The sequence below is a fragment of the Bacillus sp. AFS012607 genome (assembly GCF_002558005.1).
GTDB classification, from domain to species: domain Bacteria; phylum Bacillota; class Bacilli; order Bacillales; family Bacillaceae_G; genus Bacillus_A; species Bacillus_A thuringiensis_S.
In genome coordinates this window covers 1-15,788 of sequence record NZ_NTVM01000017.1, presented here as the reverse complement: position 1 = coordinate 15,788, position 15,788 = coordinate 1, and the positions used below count along the sequence as shown (strand labels likewise).

Sequence of the window (15,788 nt, the reverse complement as noted above, 5' to 3'; positions counted from 1 at the left end):
CAATGAATAGCCTACAACATACACTTCGAGCAAGTCTTGTATTCGGAGGAGGAGCAGCTCTCTTGCTCCTCCTTTTCTTTATTCATATCGGACAAGGTCAAGCAAACATTTCCTATAGTATGATTATTGATGCTCTTATCTCACCGAACCAATCACTAGAGCATCAAACTTTAATTATGCTTCGATTACCTAGGGCCGTAATTGCCATTTTAGCTGGAGGTGCTCTTGCTGCATCTGGGGTCATTTTACAAACATTAACGAAAAATCCACTTGCTGAATCCAGTACAATGGGTATTCACTCTGGCGCATATTTCTTTCTAGTAGCGGCTACAATTTTTTTACCAAAAGGTCTGCAAATTAATTCACTTCTTTTCACATTTATCGGCGGTGCTATTACCGCTTTATTTGTATACCGTATTTCTGGTGGAAAAAAGGGAACCCCACTTAGAATGGCACTAGCTGGTATGGTCGTTACATTAATGCTTTCTGCCTTTACTGGAACGATGCAGCTTTTCTATGAAAATGAAACAGCTGGTTTATTTTTATGGGGAGCTGGATCTCTTATTCAAAATAACTGGGATGGCGTTCAATTTGCTTTTCCATTTATCATTATTTCTTTCCTAGTTTTACTATTTATGTCTCGTAAACTCAACATTCTCTTACTTGGTGATGATGTCGCTGTTTCTCTTGGTGAAAAAACAGCAGTAACACGTCTTATCGCCTTCATTGCTGCGATCTTTTTAACAGCAGTAATTGTAACTGTTGTTGGACCAATTGGATTTGTTGGCTTAGTTGCACCACATTTAATGCGTCTTATTGGCTACCGTCAACACTTTACTCTCCTTCTCTCTTCTTTCTTATGGGGAGCTGTACTATTACTTGGAGCTGATGTCGTTGGTAGACTAATAGATCCAACTGGGGCTGAACTTCCTGTCGGAGCAGTCACGGCAATGATTGGATCACCTTGGCTTATTTACTTAGTCTATCGAATGATGAAATCGAAACAATATATGAATGATAACGGAGCGAATGCAGCTGGAGCTAGTTCTCGCTATTACTCTTATAAAAAGGTAATCATTATCTCTATCACACTTTGCATTGTGACAATTACTCTTGGTGTTACAATCGGTAGTAACGCTTATATCGAAAGTATTACAAATGTTATATCAGGACAATTAACACAATTTGATAAAAATATGATGATGAACCTTCGTTTACCAAGAATGCTCGTTGCTGCTATTGCTGGCGCATGCCTTGCAATAAGTGGGCTTGTTTTCCAAGGTATATTACGAAACCCACTCGCCGATCCTTCTATTATTGGTATTTCATCGGGAGCTGGTGTTGGTGCTTTAACTATTATGTATGTCTTTCCCGCACTTCCTGGTTTCTTCCTACCAATTGGTGCATTTATCGGCGGACTACTTGCAGTTGGAATTGTTCTCTTCTTCTCATGGAAATCAGGATTTAGCCCAACAGCCCTTGCTTTAATAGGAATTGGTATTTCAGCTCTCGGTTCAGCGATTATTCAAATCTTTATCGTTAGAGCAAATTTGAACGTTGCTGCTGCTTTAACATGGCTATCAGGTAGCACGTATGCAAGAGGATGGAATCACTTAGAAAATATCATTCTATATCCATCGCTAATTCTTGTATTCATTATCTTTTTCTTAATAAAACAACTTGATGTTCTCGTACTTGGAGACGATTTAGCAACGGGACTCGGGCAACCAGTAAATAAAACGCGCCTTGCCCTCATTGTGTTAGCAACACTACTTGCATCTGTAAATATCGCAGCTGTCGGTACAATTGCCTTTCTAGGTCTTGTTGCGCCACACTTAGCACGAATCGTCGTTGGTATGAATCATCAAAGATTATTCGTTTGCTCCGCACTATTTGGAGCAATCCTTCTTTCCATTGCTGATTTACTCGGACGAACAATTGCATATCCGAAAGAAATTCCTTCTGGACTTGTCGTTGCTGTACTTGGAGCACCTTATTTCTTATGGTTGATGAGGAAGAGTGGGAAGAAGGTTAATTAAAAAGGAGGCTTCGTTTTAGAAGCCTCCTTTTTATATACTAAATAAAGTGAAACTTTAATTAGTGGGGGGTTTCTTCATCCCCGCTGATTATTAGCCCACACCAATCGGACTTTTATGAGCAGTGGATCTCCCACCTAACTTCTTTGCTCCAGCCGAATCTTGAGGTGGAAGTTTTACTGTCCGACGAATAGCCGGATAAATTACTCTGATCTCACTAATTTCACAGATTTAGTACTCCCCATAAACTCATGATGTACAGTTAATGTGTTCTCCTCAATTTTCAAATCAGCCTTATGCTTTATTTCCCCCACTAAAAATACAAGCTCTACAGAAATAATCCCTTGGTCCACACTTAATATTCGAAAGTCTCCTATAGTAGTCCCTTTCCCAAAAATATTATGTTCCATAAATTCTCCGCCTGTTTTCTCACTATTAATAGATTCTATTTCCAACCCAACTGGCCTGTCTGTACTTTCTGATGACATCCAAGACCCCTTTAACTTTCCAATATCAGCCTCTTTTTTCTTTTCATTTTTTAACTCTTCCTCTTTTTTCTTAACTTCTGCTTGTTGAGTTAGTAAGCCATCGATTTGCTTATTCAGCTCTTCGGCCCGTTGATTTTCCGAAATAAATTGTTGATTTTGGCCAGTATCGTTAACAATTTTATTTACTATCCCTTTAGCCTCTTCATACTTTTTATCACTCTTTAACTTCTCTGCCTTTTCCAATTGACCTATATATTGACCTTTTAACTCTTTATGCTCTATGAGCGAATCTTTTTGTTCTTTCGCTTGACTTTGAAGGATTGCGGAACCATCTTTCATCTTTTCTACTTCTTGAAACAAACCTATTGCTTGTTCTATATTTCCACTCGATTTCTCTTTTATCGAACTTATCATCTTAGTAGTTTGGTCTTTTAATACCTTTGCTTCTTTATCATCCTTTTTCTCTTCTAATGCTAGCTCAAATGATGCTACTGCCGTGTCATATTCTTTACTCGCTAACGCCAATTTCCCTTGATCCATTGCTTTTTTATAGGTTTCATTGCTACATCCTACCATTAAAAATAAAATTATGATTCCTAAAATCAATCTTTTCATAATATCTCCCTAAATTAATATAATTCTATATACACTCAATAGTATCATAAAATTTATATATAAAATTTTAAATACCATCATTAAAACATAAAGGGAACTTGTCATTTCTTCTCGAACTTAATCTATGAACATAAGTAGAGGGGGATAACAATAATGTACCAAACAATTGAAGGCTTTTTACAATCATGGACATACGAAGCAGAGTCTACTCAGAAAATGCTTGATTCATTAACCGATGCATCTTTATCACAGGAAATTGCACCTGAACATTGGACTTTAGGAAGAGTTGCTTGGCATATCGTGACGGCAATTCATGTGATACTATCTGGCACAGGGCTAAAGTTTGAAGGAGAAACGAAAGATTATCCTGTTCCAACTTCTGCAAAAACAATTGCAGATGAATACCGTAAAGTAAACGCGGCTTTTGTTGAAACACTTCAAAGTAAATGGACTGATAAAGACTTAGCTACTATTAATGACTTCTTTGGTCGCCCTATGCCGAATTCTATATTTTTAATGACACTCATTAATCATCAAAATCACCACCGCGGGCAAATGACGGTTTTAATGCGACAAGCCGGCTTAACAGTTCCTGGCGTATATGGTCCCGCAAAAGAAGAATGGGCTGCGGCTGGAATGGAAGCTCCTAAAATGTAACGACAAAAAAGACAAGATGTTTACATATCTTGTCTTTTTCTGTAACTTGTTTCATGTGAAACTTTATAATGCATCTTCACTCTCAATATTTTTAATCCCAAAATAAGCAATCACCATACCGATCGCTGCAAATGTGAATTGAAGAGGTAGAAAAGTCGCTATCGGAAATATTGGCTGGTTATTAATTGCGATTGACACAACAATAATAGATGAAACAATTGTAGTTGGCACTGAACGTTTACGCATTCCGAAATATAGCGGGATTAAACTTATTCCCGCAGTTGCAATGGCTAAAGGAACAAGATTTATTCCTTCTTGCACTAATTGATCTACTGTAAATGGATTAGGAAGAATTGAAAAATAGCTATCTATCCCAAAGAAAACTCCTACTATTAAAATGTTAGATACAATAACTGTTATAAATGTTAATGTCGCTGTAATGACCAACTTACTAATCATCATTTTTCTCCGATTAATAGGATAAGAAAACATAAGTATTATTGTTTTATTTTTATATTCACCAATTATTAACCTTGCGATTAACACACTACCAAAAACAATAAATGTTGCTCTTACTAATGTACTAGCCGTTAACAACATCATCTGCGGATCTCTTATTTCCGGATCACCTTCTACTTGAGCAACGATGCTCGTAAAGATCATTAATGCCAGTATAGTAATATTTACAATAACTGCCCCTTTTACGTACCAGCCAAGCTTAAATTTTTTCAATTCTAGCTTCATAAGACGTAACATGATAGTCCTCCTTTCCCCTGAAACACCTTAACCCCCAAAACCACACTAGCAATTGTAATAAGTAAAATTGCAATTACTATTATCTTTTTCACCATTCATACCCCAGTTCGTTGTTGTTTTAAGCTTACTTCATGCCACATCAACCTTGTCGATTTTACGATAAGATAGATAACTAATGAAAATCCCTAATAAACAGAGCACAATTGGGATAGCTATAAAATCAAACATACTTACTTGACCGTTTCCAGCCCCAACGTTACCACTAATCAGCATACCAATTATTACTGCGGAAGTAATCGTTGTAGGTGTCGATTTCTTTCTCATTCCAAAAAATAAAGGAATTAAACTTATACCAGATATCATAAATGCACTTATAATAGTAGCTGGAACGATAGCTATTATTTCGCCTATCGTAGCAGGTGTTTCAATCAGTCCCATCATTGGACTCACAAAATAAACGAGCAAACTAATAATGAAAGTAGCGATAATCGTGCTCACAAAACAAAAACAAAAAACAATTGTTAATTTCGCCCTCATTAGCATTTTCCTTTGCAGCGGGTACATAAACGATAGTTGCATTGTTTTGTTCTTATACTCGTCTATTACTAACCGTGATAAAATGACCGAACTAAAAATAATGAATGTTATCCTAATAAAAGTGTTTATTAAAACCATTTGTTGCGTGAAGTCAAAGAAGAGCACGTCTCCCTCGGCTTTAATTCCCAACGCCATAAGGCTTACTGCAGCGAAAATTGCTATAATACAAATTGCTACCCCTTTAAAGTAACTAGATAATTTATGTTTCTTCCATTCGAGCTTCATTAATCTAAGCATACAAACCACTCCTCCATTCTTTATATAACTGTCTTTATGCTGCTAACATTCTAATTCCAGCAGTAACGAAGCTTAACATTCCTATCACTAGTAGAATTAACAACCATTTCCGCTCTGGTTTTCTATAATATAAAATTCCACTTATTAGCATTACGATAAATCCACTTACCAGGTTCAGCCACAGTCCATTAAGCATGAATACCTTCTCCATCCATTACATTTAAGAAATATTCTTCTAAGGAACTATGTTTCTTATTAATACTTTCAATTTCCACATCGTTCATAATAAGTGCTTTTGAAATGGCCTGCTGAGACACTGACGTATCATACACACGAATCATGGTTCCACTCATTATTTTGTAGTTTTTTATACCAAGTTTATCTTCTAAAATATAAGCTGCACGTTTCACATCAGGAACAGTGATTTCAATGTACTCTGTTTGCTTTCCGTTAATACTCTTCATTGAAACTTCTTTTATTAGTTTTCCATTTTGAATCACACCAATTGTATCGGCCATTAATTCCATCTCACCTAAAATATGACTAGAAACTAATAATGTAATACCGTATTCTTTGCAGAGCATTTTAAATAAGTCTCGTAACTCTTTAATGCCAATTGGATCTAAACCGTTAATTGGTTCATCTAAAATGAGCAATTCTGGCTTTGTCACGATTGCCCTTGCAATACCGAGTCGTTGTTTCATTCCTAATGAAAAATCTTTTACTTTTTTATTATCTACCCCTTGTAGTTTCACTAAATGTAAAGCATGGTCAATTGCATTTTTATCGTAGTAGCCCATATATTCACAATGCAGGTCTAAGTTTTCTTTCGCCGTTAATTTATCATAAAAGATTGGGTATTCAATAATTGTCCCCATTCTTTTTAATACTTCATACGATGTATCTGTTAATTTCTCACCGAAAATTTCTATATCACCACTCGTCGGTTTTATTAAATTTGTAATCATTTTCATAATCGTTGTTTTACCAGCACCGTTTGGTCCTAAAAAACCATAAATTTCTCCTTTTTTCACATGCATGTTAACACCGGAAATAACTTCTTTCCCTTTAAACACTTTCGTTAACTGGTTTGTTTTTACTATATATGTCATGTTACTTTCCCCTTTCGCAATACTCTATATTTCTATAATAGACAACAGAAATCTCTTTTTTCTTACCCGTTCCTTACAAATTCCTTACGCTGAAAAAAAGCTTGTAGAATTTACTTCTCTACAAGCTAAAACAGCATCTTTTTTAATACAACTGTAAAAATTGTTTTTTCATAGGGCTTACTAGAAAGATGTATTTCTCCGTCCATCGCTTCCACAAGCCGTTTCGTAATCGTTAATCCTAGACCGCTTCCTTGGTACGATCTATTTCTTGAATCTTCAAGTGTGTACATTCGCTCAAACACTTTATCAATATGAGATTCATCAATTCCTTTTCCTTTATCCCATACGTCTATATACACACTCGTTTCATCATCTCTTAAAGTCATACCGAGTGTCTTTCCATCATCTCCATATGTAATTGCATTTGATATTAAATTATTCAATACTCTGCCTAATACTTCTACATTTCCAAGTGCGTATATATTTCTTTCTGGTATATCAATATGAACCTGAAAACCTTTCGTCGTCACTAAATCATAAAAAGATAAAATCTTCTCGCGGCAAACTTCATTCATATTTACTTTTGTCATTTCAATTGCTTTGTCACCAGATTCTAATTTTGCCAAATCAAAAAACTTATGAATTAGCTCCATCACTTCTAATGTTTTCGTATGCACTTTTTCAAGTAATATTTGTTGTTCTTCTTCACTTATCGTTTTATCCTTATTTAACATTTCTGTATATCCAAGAATAACTGTTAGTGGTGTTTTCAAGTCATGCGAAATATTTGAAAGCATTTTTCTCATCGAAATTTCTACTTTGGCATGATCTGCATTCGTTTTCTGTTTTGCATCTAATAATTGATTAATTGCCACTAATAATTTTTGCAATTCTAGATCATCTGTCATAACGAGTAACGTCTCGCCTGTTTTGTCATTTACAATACTTTCTAACTTTTCATATGTGTATCGTAAATTTTTACTACTATTTTTTCTCATTTTATATTGCATATAAATGACACATAACAATATAAAAATAATACCTATTAACAAATTGACCATATTACATCACTTCCAACTTATAGCCGATGCCCCATAACGTTTTAATATATTCTGGATTAGATGGATCACTTTCAATTTTCTCACGCAATCTTCTCATATGAACATTAATAACGTTATCATCACCGTAATACTCTTCATTCCAAACTAACGTATATATTTGCGCTTTTGTAAATACACGATTTTGATTTTTTACGAACAGTTTTAAAATCTCAAATTCTTTTAAAGTGAGCTTGAGAGGGTTCCCGTTTTTTTCTACAGTAAAATTAATTGGATCGATTGTTAAATCGCCAATCTGAATCATCTTTTCTGTTGTTTCTGTAGCCGAGTATTTCGTAGACCGCCGAATCCCTGCTTTTACACGTGCAGCCAATTCAATCATAGAAAATGGCTTACAAATGTAATCATCTGCTCCAAGTCCTAAGCCAACAGCTTTATCAACATCTGTATCTTTTGCCGACATCATTAAAATCGGAACAGCACTTTTTTCACGAATAATACGTACAACCTCTAATCCGTCTAACTTCGGCATCATTATATCAAGGATCACTAAATCAAAAGATGATTTAAAAAAGGTTTGCACCCCTGCTTCCCCGTCAGACGCCATCGTAACTTGAAAGCCTTCCTTTAATAAATATTTTTCCACCATCTCTTGAATTGAAATATCATCTTCAACTAATAAAATATGATGTGACATATGTCTATCCCCTTTTTTTACAAACATTAACATATCAATTGTATCGCAACGAATGAATGCTGGAAACAGTTATATGAATTTTCAAACCAACTTCCCTTCCTTCCTTAACAATGATATGATGAAATTCACTACGATTGTTCATAATTAACTTTATATAAAGGAGACTTATCATGTCAGAAAACAAAAAAGTAAGCTTAGCTGATTTAATGCGTGAACAACTTGCTAAGAAAAAGCAAGGAAATGGAAATGGTCAAAATGCAAAAAATCAAAACCAAGAAACGAAAAAATTACAAAACCAACAAACAAAGAAGACAAACAACCAACGTAGACGTACAGGTGTGTAAATGAACGGACAAAAACGTTCTAATATCGCACCCGGTCTTGAAGTTGATATTGTATTAAAACAAGATCAACGAACAGGCAAATTAACACGTGGCATTGTAAAAGATATTTTAACAAACTCCCCTTCCCATCCACATGGCATTAAAGTGCGATTGCAGGACGGGCAAGTCGGTAGAGTACAAAATATCGTTCAATAAGAAAAGGAGCTCAAGTAAACTCGAGCTCCTTTTTCTTTATTAACCTTTAATTTTCTCGATGAAAACTACTTTTAAATAGTCTCCTTCTTTAAATTGATCAATGGTACGGAAATCTTCTGGTAAAGAATGTTCTTCTAATATTTTATATTTGCCATTCATTTCTTTAAAGGCTGTATCGATAAAGCCTTTAAACTTTTTCATATCGAATGCACTACAATTTGTAGAAGCAACGATAATACCGTTATTTTCTGTAATAGCAATTGTTTCTTTCAATAAATTTTTATAATCTTTTGCTGCACTAAATGTATATTTTTTTGATCGGGCGAAGCTTGGAGGATCAAGTACGACCATATCAAATTTCATCTTTTTCTTAGCTGCATATTTGAAGTAAAGAAATACATCTTCTACAATAATATCTTGTGCTTCATAATCAACTTCATTGACACTAAACTGCTCAATCGTTTTACTTAAACTACGATTTGCAAGGTCAACACTCGTCGTTTTACTCGCTCCGCCAAGCGCTGCAAATACAGAGAAAGCACCTGTATAAGAGAACATATTTAACACTGTTCTTCCCTTTGCATATTTATCACGAATTTGTTTTCGAACGTTACGTTGATCTAAAAATACTCCAACCATTGCCCCGTCATTTAAATAAACAGCGAAGTTCACACCGTTCTCTTTTACGATAAGCGGGAACTCACCGCGCTCTCCTGCTACGAAATCATCACCCTCAATATATTTCCCTTTCGTATCAAAACGCTTCTTCTCATAAATGCCTTTAAAGTTTGCTACTTTTTGCAGAGCTGCTATAATCTCATCTCTGAAAGTATAAATCCCTTCACTATACCAACTTACTACGTAGTAGCCGTCATAATAATCGATAATTAGTCCGCCAAGACCATCACCTTCACCGTTTAGGGCGCGGAATGCTGTCGTATCACTTGATTTATAAAATTGTTTTCGTTTATGTAAGGCAGATTTGATTTTACTTTCAAAGAAAGATTGATTAATTTGTTCACTCTCTTTTCTCGTTAAAATCCAGCCGTATCCTTTATTTTGTTTTCCATAATAACCTTTTCCGACAAAGTTGTTCTTCTCATCTACTACTTTGATGATTGTCCCTTCTTCACGAACATCGTTTAAATTTTGAATTGCATCTTTTAAAATAAGTGGATATCCACTTTTAATTTCTTTTATAAATTTCGGTTTTATTTTTATAGTTACTTCTGATCGCATATAATAACTTCCTTTCCATTTGCATGCTTTCTCTATAGGAAGCATTTAAAAAACGAGCCTGAAAAAACAGCCTCGTTTCACTATACCATATTATTGCTTTGCTAGTACAACTCGCTCATTCTCGCACTTAACCGCCACATATTTACTACGTTTTGAAATGGAAATCTCACTGTCCAAAATAATAGAAAAAAATTATATATTTCACATTTACCATTGACAATGATAATGATTTTCATTATCATTTAATGTATATGAGTTCTTGAAAATATAGCTACATTTATAGGAGGAATAAACATGATTATTGTTACAAATACAGCTAAAATTACAAAGGGAAATGGACATAAATTAATTGAGCGTTTTAATAAAGTAGGTAAAGTTGAAACGATGCCAGGCTTTTTAGGTCTAGAAGTTCTTTTAACGCAAAATACAGTTGATTATGACGAGGTAACAATTAGCACTCGATGGAATGCAAAAGAAGATTTCCAAGGTTGGACAAAGAGCGCCGCATTTAAAGATGCTCACTCACATCAAGGTGGAATGCCAGAATATATTCTTGATAATAAAATTGCTTACTATGATGTAAAAGTTGTACGTATGCCAATGGCTGCAGCACAGTAAAAACAGTTCTTTTTTAAAGTATAGAATATGAGAAGCGTTATCTATCACTTCTCATATTCTATACTTTTTTCTTTAATTTCTTTTTACTAACTTTGCGTGTATAACTAGCCTTCCAGCCTCTGGATCAAGCGCATAGTCACAAGTAGAAAGTGTTACGATTTCATCATTAGCCGTCAATTCCGTATCCGTTTTGTACAGTGATTTTTCTTGAACTTCCTTTAAGAACGATGTATATACTGCATCATTTTCAAAATTCGTTTCAATGTAATAAAAGTCCGTTGTTGTCGTATATACTGAAAAAACTTCAACGTCGTATCCTTCAAATAATGTATCGTAATATAATTTACGATGGGACATGAAAAAGTCTTCATCCAACATTTTTTTTAAACTACCAAACATAGAACCGTCTTTCATACGATGGCCATATAAAATCGTATTTCGATTTTGAGATTTCACATCATTACGATGGTCCATAAAAATGCTTCCCGCTCTCATATCTTCACCTTTATAATTACGAAATAAATAGTAATCATTATCTTTTGCTTGAACGATTGGATAATTAATTTGTGTATCATCCATCGTAATCCATCCGACTATCTCTGGATTAATTTTCTGGAGATCCTGAAACTGTTTACGTACCTCTCCGTCTTCCGATTTTTCTTCCATTGGACTTCTTTTATAAATATGTTGTGCCTCAGCCATTACTTTACGATTTTCATAATAATCCATGAAAATCCCACCCAACTCATACATTGAATAGAAAAAGATTCCTAAAAACGCAATTGTAAGTATGCGTTGAAAAAAAGAATTCTTTTTCCGTCCGTTCTTGCTATTCAAATTATCACCTCAAAACGGATTATACTCAGCCTTTAGATTCCCATAGGTACCATATACAATCCAGTATCTTCATCCTGTTTTACAATGACATCTACACCATATATTGCTTTAACCATCTCTTCTGTTATTACATCATTAGGATTACCTTTCGTAATGATCTCTCCATCTTTCATAACGATAATATGGTCGCTATAACGAATGGCTTGATTAATATCATGTAATACCATTACAATCGTTAATCCATACACTTCATTTAACTCTTTCACTAATTCTAATATTTCTAGCTGATAGTAAATATCTAAATAGGTTGTCGGTTCATCTAAGAAAAGCATTGGTGTATTTTGAGCTAATGTCATTGCGATCCAAACTCGCTGCCTCTCTCCACCGGATAAAGCATAGATTGGCTTATCACGCTTACTTTGTAAATTCGTACATACTAGTGCACGCTCTATCGCTTCTCTATCTTCATCTGTTTGCGGAGAGAAAATATTTTTATATGGCATACGCCCAAAGCTTATTAGCTTTTCCACTGTAATATCTGCTGGAGCCTCATTTTGTTGGTGGACAACTGCTAGCTTTCTAGCAAACTCTTTCGGTTTATATTCACTAATCGCTTTCCCATCAAGTATTACTTCTCCACTGCTAGGAACGTGATTTCTAGACATGACACTAAGTAATGTTGATTTCCCGCATCCATTCGGGCCAATGATTGTTGTAATTTTCCCAATTTCTATTTCACTACTAACAGACTTTAAACGATTTGTTACGTTATCATATGAAAAGGTTACATTTTTAATTTCCATGAACTTTATCACTCTTTCTAAGCAAGAATATTAAGAATGGACCACCAATAACCGCCATAATTGTTGCTGCTGGAATTTCATTAGGTGGCACAATTAACCTTCCAATCGTATCCGCCGTCAAAATTAATAACGCCCCTGCAAGAGCAGAAAATGGAATTAATACTTTATGGTCTGAACCGACCAATTGTCTTGAAATATGCGGAACTAGCAATCCTACAAAAGCAATAACACCTGCAATCGCTGTTGATACTGCCGCTAAGAGTACTGCAATGGCAGAAATAATAAGACGAACTCTCGTCACGTGCAAGCCTAAGTTTTTCGCAGTCTTATCTTGTAGCGATAATAAGTTACACCAAGCTCCTACGAACAGAGCAAGAATAAGACCAATCGTTCCATAAGTCACCATTATTTCTACATCGCCCCACGTCTTCATTGTTATGTTAGAAGTCGTCGTTTGCTTAATACTTTTAATAAAATACCCACAAATCGTAACGAATGATTCATTTAATCCAGTAAACATCGCATTAATGGCAATACCAATTAAAATAATGCGAAGTGGGCTTAACCCTGACTTCCATGAAAACGAATAAACGAGATAACACGCAAGCGCACCACCTAAAAAGGCGAATACGGGGGTCCAGAAAAAGAATTGCGGGAACAAAGTAATAATAACGAGTGTCATAAAACTTGCTCCTGAAGATATACCGATTACCCCAGCATCAGCGAGTGGATTCTTCATAACAGCTTGAAAAAGCACCCCTGAAACAGCAAGAGCCGCTCCAGTGAACAGCGCAATAATAATACGAGGGAAACGTAAATCTTTAATGACTTCAACATCTTCATTTCCACCTATAAATATCCCTTGTACAAGTTCAACAATACCTACTTCTAAACTCCCTTTCATCGCTGACAATGATGTCATAACAATGAGCAATGCAGTAACAATGAGGAAACTCCAAGTTTTTTTATTCATTCTACTCTTCCTTTATATTAAAATGCATCACGGATACATCATTTTTTTCAATTCATCTAAAGCTTCAATTGCTGCTAAATTGCCTGTCGTTCCAAATAAACGCTCTTCTAAATCATAAACACGGTTATTTTTAACCGCAGCAAAGTGTTTCCAAATATCATTTGTTTTAAATTCTTTATCAAACATTTTTACAACCTCATCAGGCATACCATGAGCTGCTCGTAAAATAATATCTGGATCAGCTTTCTTTAAATACTCTGTATTAGAAGCTAAATATTCTACTTGTTCACCTTGCACAATATTTTTACCACCTAATTGTTTTACTAAATCTCCAATATAAGAATGCTCTGTTGCTACTAAATAACTTCCCGGCACACCTAATAAAATAAGCACTGTCGGTTCTTTCTTTCCTTTTACTTCCTTTTGAATGCTAGCAACCTTTTTATCTAACTTAGTTACTACTGCTTCAGCCTGTTTTTCACGTCCATATTTCTTACCTAAATCGCTAATAGAACTTTGCATATTTTTTAAACTCGTTAAATCTAAAAAGTTTGCTTTCATACCCACACCATCAAAAACTGGCTTTAATTCGTATTCAAGTGTTGTCACAGATAACACTTCTGAAGGCTTTAATGACTTTACCTTTTCCATATCTGGACTCATTGGATTCCCAACTTCAGGTAAACCTTTATATCGCTTCGGTAAAGTTTTAGAACTTGTTGGAACACCGACTAAATCTACTTCTAACGCATCCATAATTTCAGTAACAGCCACTGTTGTTGCAACAACGCGCTCTTTACTCTCACTCTTTACCTGCTTTGCTGTTTCTTTTTTTGGTGACGAGCACCCGGCTATACTCATTAACAAAATGATAGCCATTAGTACACTTACGATTTTCTTCACTCTCAATCACCACTCCCTTCCATACAATATGAAACAAGTCTTGATGCACGCGAACATGCATCAAGACTCCAAAAATTACAATCTACCTGCTCTATATTTACGAACTAGTAAAGCAAGTGAACCTAGCAGTAACACCATATATAAACCAAGTTGTGCTGTATCTGCAGTTTTTGAGTTTTTCTCTTTTTTTGAATCATTTTTTGTATCTTCTTTTTTCTTCTGACCATCTGCATTTCGGTTAAAATCAGGAGTACCTACTGTTTTTACATTATCTACTTTCGGTGTAGTCACTGGATTTTCCGGTTCATTCTTCGGTTCCTCTTTAATAGTTCCTAACGCGCCGATATTATTTGTATCAAATTGAATTTGTACATCGTAGAAATGATGATAGTTCATCTCATCGATGTCTACCTTTACTTTTGCGTTTAATTTTTTAAATAGATCTTCTACTTCAAACTGTACTACTCGCGTATTTGCATTTTTATCTTCGCTTACTACTTTCGCATCAGCGAATAGTTCCTTGTTTTCCGTTTGGAATTTCGTAATCCACGCACTATTTTTCAGCGTCATCTCAATGTATTTTTTACCATCTTTTACGATTAATTTCGCTGGATTTACAACATAGTCATGCATCTTTGAAATTTCATCTGTTTTATCTTTTAATACTTTAAATGTAATATCATATTGGCCATCTACTAAATTTTTCGGATCAACTATTACTCTCGGGTTATTATTTCCACCTTGGTTGTTGTTTCCACCTTGGTTCCCTAAAGCTTTAATACTGTCTTGATCAAATACAAATTGAACATCGTAGAAATGGTGATAATTCATTGAATCAATATCAACTTTTACTTTTGCATTTAATTTTTTAGACAAATCGTTTACTTCTACTTCTACTACTCTTGTATTTTGTTCTTTATTTTCACTTAACACTTTTGCATTAACGAAAGAACCATTCTTCTCAAATTCAAATTTCGTAATCCATGTACTATTTGTTAATGTAAACGATACGTATTTCTTACCATCTTTTACTTTTAATACACCTGGGCTTTTTGTGTATGTGTTCATCATTGAGATTTCATCTGTTTGATCTTTTAACACTTTAAAGCCAATGCTGTATTCACCATCTTTAAGAGCTTTTGGATCAATTGTTGTGTTATTATCTTGGTTATTGTTTCCACCTTGATTGTCGTTTCCACCTTGGTTATCTAACGGCTTAATGCTACCTTTATCAAATGAAAATTGAATATCGTAAAAATGGTGATAATTCATTGAATCGATATCTACTTTTACTTTTGCATTTAACTTTTTCGATAAATCTGGCACTTCTACTTCCACTACGCGTGTATCAGCTTTTTTATCTTCACTTATTACATTTGCATCAACAAACGAACCATTTTTCTCAAATTCAAATTTTGTAATCCAAGAACTGTTCGTTAACGTAAATGATACATACTTCTTACCATCTTTTACTTTTAGCACACCTGGACTTTTTGTATATGTGTTCATCATTGAAATTTCGTCTGTTTGATCTTTTAACGCTTTAAAATTGATGCTGTATTCACCATCTTTAATTGTTTCAGCATCTGGTTTTTTATTTTCATCTGGTTTTTCTACTTCTGG

At 34.7% G+C, this 15,788-nt stretch carries 18 protein-coding genes; 5 read left to right on the top strand and 13 right to left on the bottom strand.

The window, feature by feature from the left end:
• The first annotated feature begins 2 nt into the window (after nt 1–2).
• Entirely contained in the window at nt 3–2,039 is a 2,037-nt protein-coding gene (gene fhuB / locus CN409_RS20450) for a Fe(3+)-hydroxamate ABC transporter permease FhuB (protein ID WP_001087104.1), read from the top strand.
• A 200-nt stretch (nt 2,040–2,239) separates the two neighbouring features.
• Here the strand turns inward: fhuB and CN409_RS20445 are convergent, their stop codons facing one another.
• Nucleotides 2,240–3,139, bottom strand: a complete 900-nt coding sequence (locus tag CN409_RS20445) for a tetratricopeptide repeat protein (protein ID WP_000825582.1) — start codon at nt 3,137–3,139, stop codon at nt 2,240–2,242.
• Nucleotides 3,140–3,292: 153 nt separating this feature from the next.
• Between CN409_RS20445 and CN409_RS20440 the strand changes: the two genes are divergently transcribed.
• Nucleotides 3,293–3,796, top strand: a complete 504-nt coding sequence (locus CN409_RS20440) for a DinB family protein (RefSeq protein ID WP_097890894.1) — start codon at nt 3,293–3,295, stop codon at nt 3,794–3,796.
• A gap of 63 nt (nt 3,797–3,859) precedes the next feature.
• On the opposite strand, the gene CN409_RS20435 is transcribed toward CN409_RS20440, so the two are convergent.
• From CN409_RS20435 to CN409_RS20410, 6 genes are all read right to left on the bottom strand, one after another.
• Nucleotides 3,860–4,552, bottom strand: a complete 693-nt coding sequence (locus tag CN409_RS20435) for an ABC transporter permease (RefSeq protein WP_000945191.1) — start codon at nt 4,550–4,552, stop codon at nt 3,860–3,862.
• A 129-nt stretch (nt 4,553–4,681) separates the two neighbouring features.
• On the bottom strand, nt 4,682–5,386 hold the full coding sequence (locus tag CN409_RS20430; RefSeq protein WP_000945208.1) for an ABC transporter permease: 705 nt from the start codon (nt 5,384–5,386) through the stop codon (nt 4,682–4,684).
• Between the two features lie 34 nt (nt 5,387–5,420).
• A complete protein-coding gene (locus CN409_RS31945) occupies nt 5,421–5,582 on the bottom strand; it encodes a hypothetical protein (protein ID WP_000931814.1) in 162 nt (53 codons plus the stop codon).
• Complete coding sequence (locus CN409_RS20420; RefSeq protein WP_000221121.1) at nt 5,575–6,498, bottom strand: ABC transporter ATP-binding protein; 924 nt, start codon at nt 6,496–6,498, stop codon at nt 5,575–5,577. The genes CN409_RS31945 and CN409_RS20420 overlap by 8 nt, the downstream gene beginning before the upstream one ends.
• 125 nt (nt 6,499–6,623) lie before the next feature.
• Nucleotides 6,624–7,559 carry a HAMP domain-containing histidine kinase gene (locus CN409_RS20415; RefSeq protein WP_000247674.1) on the bottom strand — a complete coding sequence of 312 codons (936 nt, stop codon included), beginning with the start codon at nt 7,557–7,559 and terminating at the stop codon, nt 6,624–6,626.
• A 1-nt stretch (nt 7,560) separates the two neighbouring features.
• Entirely contained in the window at nt 7,561–8,253 is a 693-nt protein-coding gene (locus tag CN409_RS20410; RefSeq protein ID WP_000018046.1) for a response regulator transcription factor, read from the bottom strand.
• A gap of 170 nt (nt 8,254–8,423) precedes the next feature.
• Here CN409_RS20410 and CN409_RS31940 point away from each other — a divergent pair, with 170 nt between their 5' ends.
• Both CN409_RS31940 and CN409_RS20400 read left to right on the top strand, forming a co-directional pair.
• A complete protein-coding gene (locus CN409_RS31940; RefSeq protein WP_001293576.1) occupies nt 8,424–8,597 on the top strand; it encodes a hypothetical protein in 174 nt (57 codons plus the stop codon).
• Entirely contained in the window at nt 8,598–8,792 is a 195-nt protein-coding gene (locus CN409_RS20400) for a YwbE family protein (RefSeq protein WP_001014310.1), read from the top strand.
• Between the two features lie 39 nt (nt 8,793–8,831).
• On the opposite strand, the gene CN409_RS20395 is transcribed toward CN409_RS20400, so the two are convergent.
• Nucleotides 8,832–10,031: a class I SAM-dependent rRNA methyltransferase gene (locus tag CN409_RS20395; RefSeq protein WP_001255945.1), complete on the bottom strand. Its 1,200-nt coding sequence runs from the start codon at nt 10,029–10,031 to the stop codon at nt 8,832–8,834.
• Nucleotides 10,032–10,325: 294 nt separating this feature from the next.
• On the opposite strand from CN409_RS20395, the gene isdG reads away from it, so the two are divergent.
• Complete coding sequence (gene isdG / locus CN409_RS20390; protein ID WP_000587818.1) at nt 10,326–10,649, top strand: heme oxygenase; 324 nt, start codon at nt 10,326–10,328, stop codon at nt 10,647–10,649.
• Between the two features lie 72 nt (nt 10,650–10,721).
• On the opposite strand, the gene srtB is transcribed toward isdG, so the two are convergent.
• The 5 genes from srtB to CN409_RS20365 form a co-directional block, all read right to left on the bottom strand.
• A complete protein-coding gene (gene srtB / locus CN409_RS20385; RefSeq protein ID WP_097981781.1) occupies nt 10,722–11,486 on the bottom strand; it encodes a class B sortase in 765 nt (254 codons plus the stop codon).
• Between the two features lie 32 nt (nt 11,487–11,518).
• A complete protein-coding gene (locus tag CN409_RS20380; protein WP_000403765.1) occupies nt 11,519–12,289 on the bottom strand; it encodes an ABC transporter ATP-binding protein in 771 nt (256 codons plus the stop codon).
• The gene (locus CN409_RS20375; protein ID WP_001036829.1) at nt 12,279–13,262 is read right to left on the bottom strand and encodes a FecCD family ABC transporter permease; all 984 of its coding nucleotides are present in this window, start codon (nt 13,260–13,262) and stop codon (nt 12,279–12,281) included. Before CN409_RS20375 ends, CN409_RS20380 begins: the two co-directional genes overlap by 11 nt.
• A 27-nt stretch (nt 13,263–13,289) precedes the next feature.
• Complete coding sequence (isdE, locus tag CN409_RS20370) at nt 13,290–14,171, bottom strand: heme ABC transporter substrate-binding protein IsdE (RefSeq protein ID WP_001264109.1); 882 nt, start codon at nt 14,169–14,171, stop codon at nt 13,290–13,292.
• A 69-nt stretch (nt 14,172–14,240) separates the two neighbouring features.
• A partial coding sequence (locus tag CN409_RS20365; RefSeq protein WP_141527721.1) for an NEAT domain-containing protein occupies nt 14,241–15,788 on the bottom strand: 1,548 nt, incomplete at its 5' end.

Excerpts from the sequence above, each read along its gene's own strand:
- CN409_RS20415 (WP_000247674.1), bottom strand. The coding sequence starts at position 7,559 with ATGGTCAATTTGTTAATAGGTATTATTTTTATATTGTTATGTGTCATT.
- CN409_RS31940 (WP_001293576.1), top strand. The coding sequence starts at position 8,424 with ATGTCAGAAAACAAAAAAGTAAGCTTAGCTGATTTAATGCGTGAACAA.
- fhuB (WP_001087104.1), top strand. The coding sequence starts at position 3 with ATGAATAGCCTACAACATACACTTCGAGCAAGTCTTGTATTCGGAGGA.
- CN409_RS20400 (WP_001014310.1), top strand. The coding sequence starts at position 8,598 with ATGAACGGACAAAAACGTTCTAATATCGCACCCGGTCTTGAAGTTGAT.
- CN409_RS20430 (WP_000945208.1), bottom strand. The coding sequence starts at position 5,386 with ATGCTTAGATTAATGAAGCTCGAATGGAAGAAACATAAATTATCTAGT.
- CN409_RS20410 (WP_000018046.1), bottom strand. The coding sequence starts at position 8,253 with ATGTCACATCATATTTTATTAGTTGAAGATGATATTTCAATTCAAGAG.
- CN409_RS20435 (WP_000945191.1), bottom strand. The coding sequence starts at position 4,552 with ATGTTACGTCTTATGAAGCTAGAATTGAAAAAATTTAAGCTTGGCTGG.
- CN409_RS20440 (WP_097890894.1), top strand. The coding sequence starts at position 3,293 with ATGTACCAAACAATTGAAGGCTTTTTACAATCATGGACATACGAAGCA.
- isdG (WP_000587818.1), top strand. The coding sequence starts at position 10,326 with ATGATTATTGTTACAAATACAGCTAAAATTACAAAGGGAAATGGACAT.
- CN409_RS20375 (WP_001036829.1), bottom strand. The coding sequence starts at position 13,262 with ATGAATAAAAAAACTTGGAGTTTCCTCATTGTTACTGCATTGCTCATT.
- CN409_RS20445 (WP_000825582.1), bottom strand. The coding sequence starts at position 3,139 with ATGAAAAGATTGATTTTAGGAATCATAATTTTATTTTTAATGGTAGGA.
- CN409_RS20380 (WP_000403765.1), bottom strand. The coding sequence starts at position 12,289 with ATGGAAATTAAAAATGTAACCTTTTCATATGATAACGTAACAAATCGT.
- CN409_RS20420 (WP_000221121.1), bottom strand. The coding sequence starts at position 6,498 with ATGACATATATAGTAAAAACAAACCAGTTAACGAAAGTGTTTAAAGGG.
- CN409_RS31945 (WP_000931814.1), bottom strand. The coding sequence starts at position 5,582 with ATGCTTAATGGACTGTGGCTGAACCTGGTAAGTGGATTTATCGTAATG.
- CN409_RS20395 (WP_001255945.1), bottom strand. The coding sequence starts at position 10,031 with ATGCGATCAGAAGTAACTATAAAAATAAAACCGAAATTTATAAAAGAA.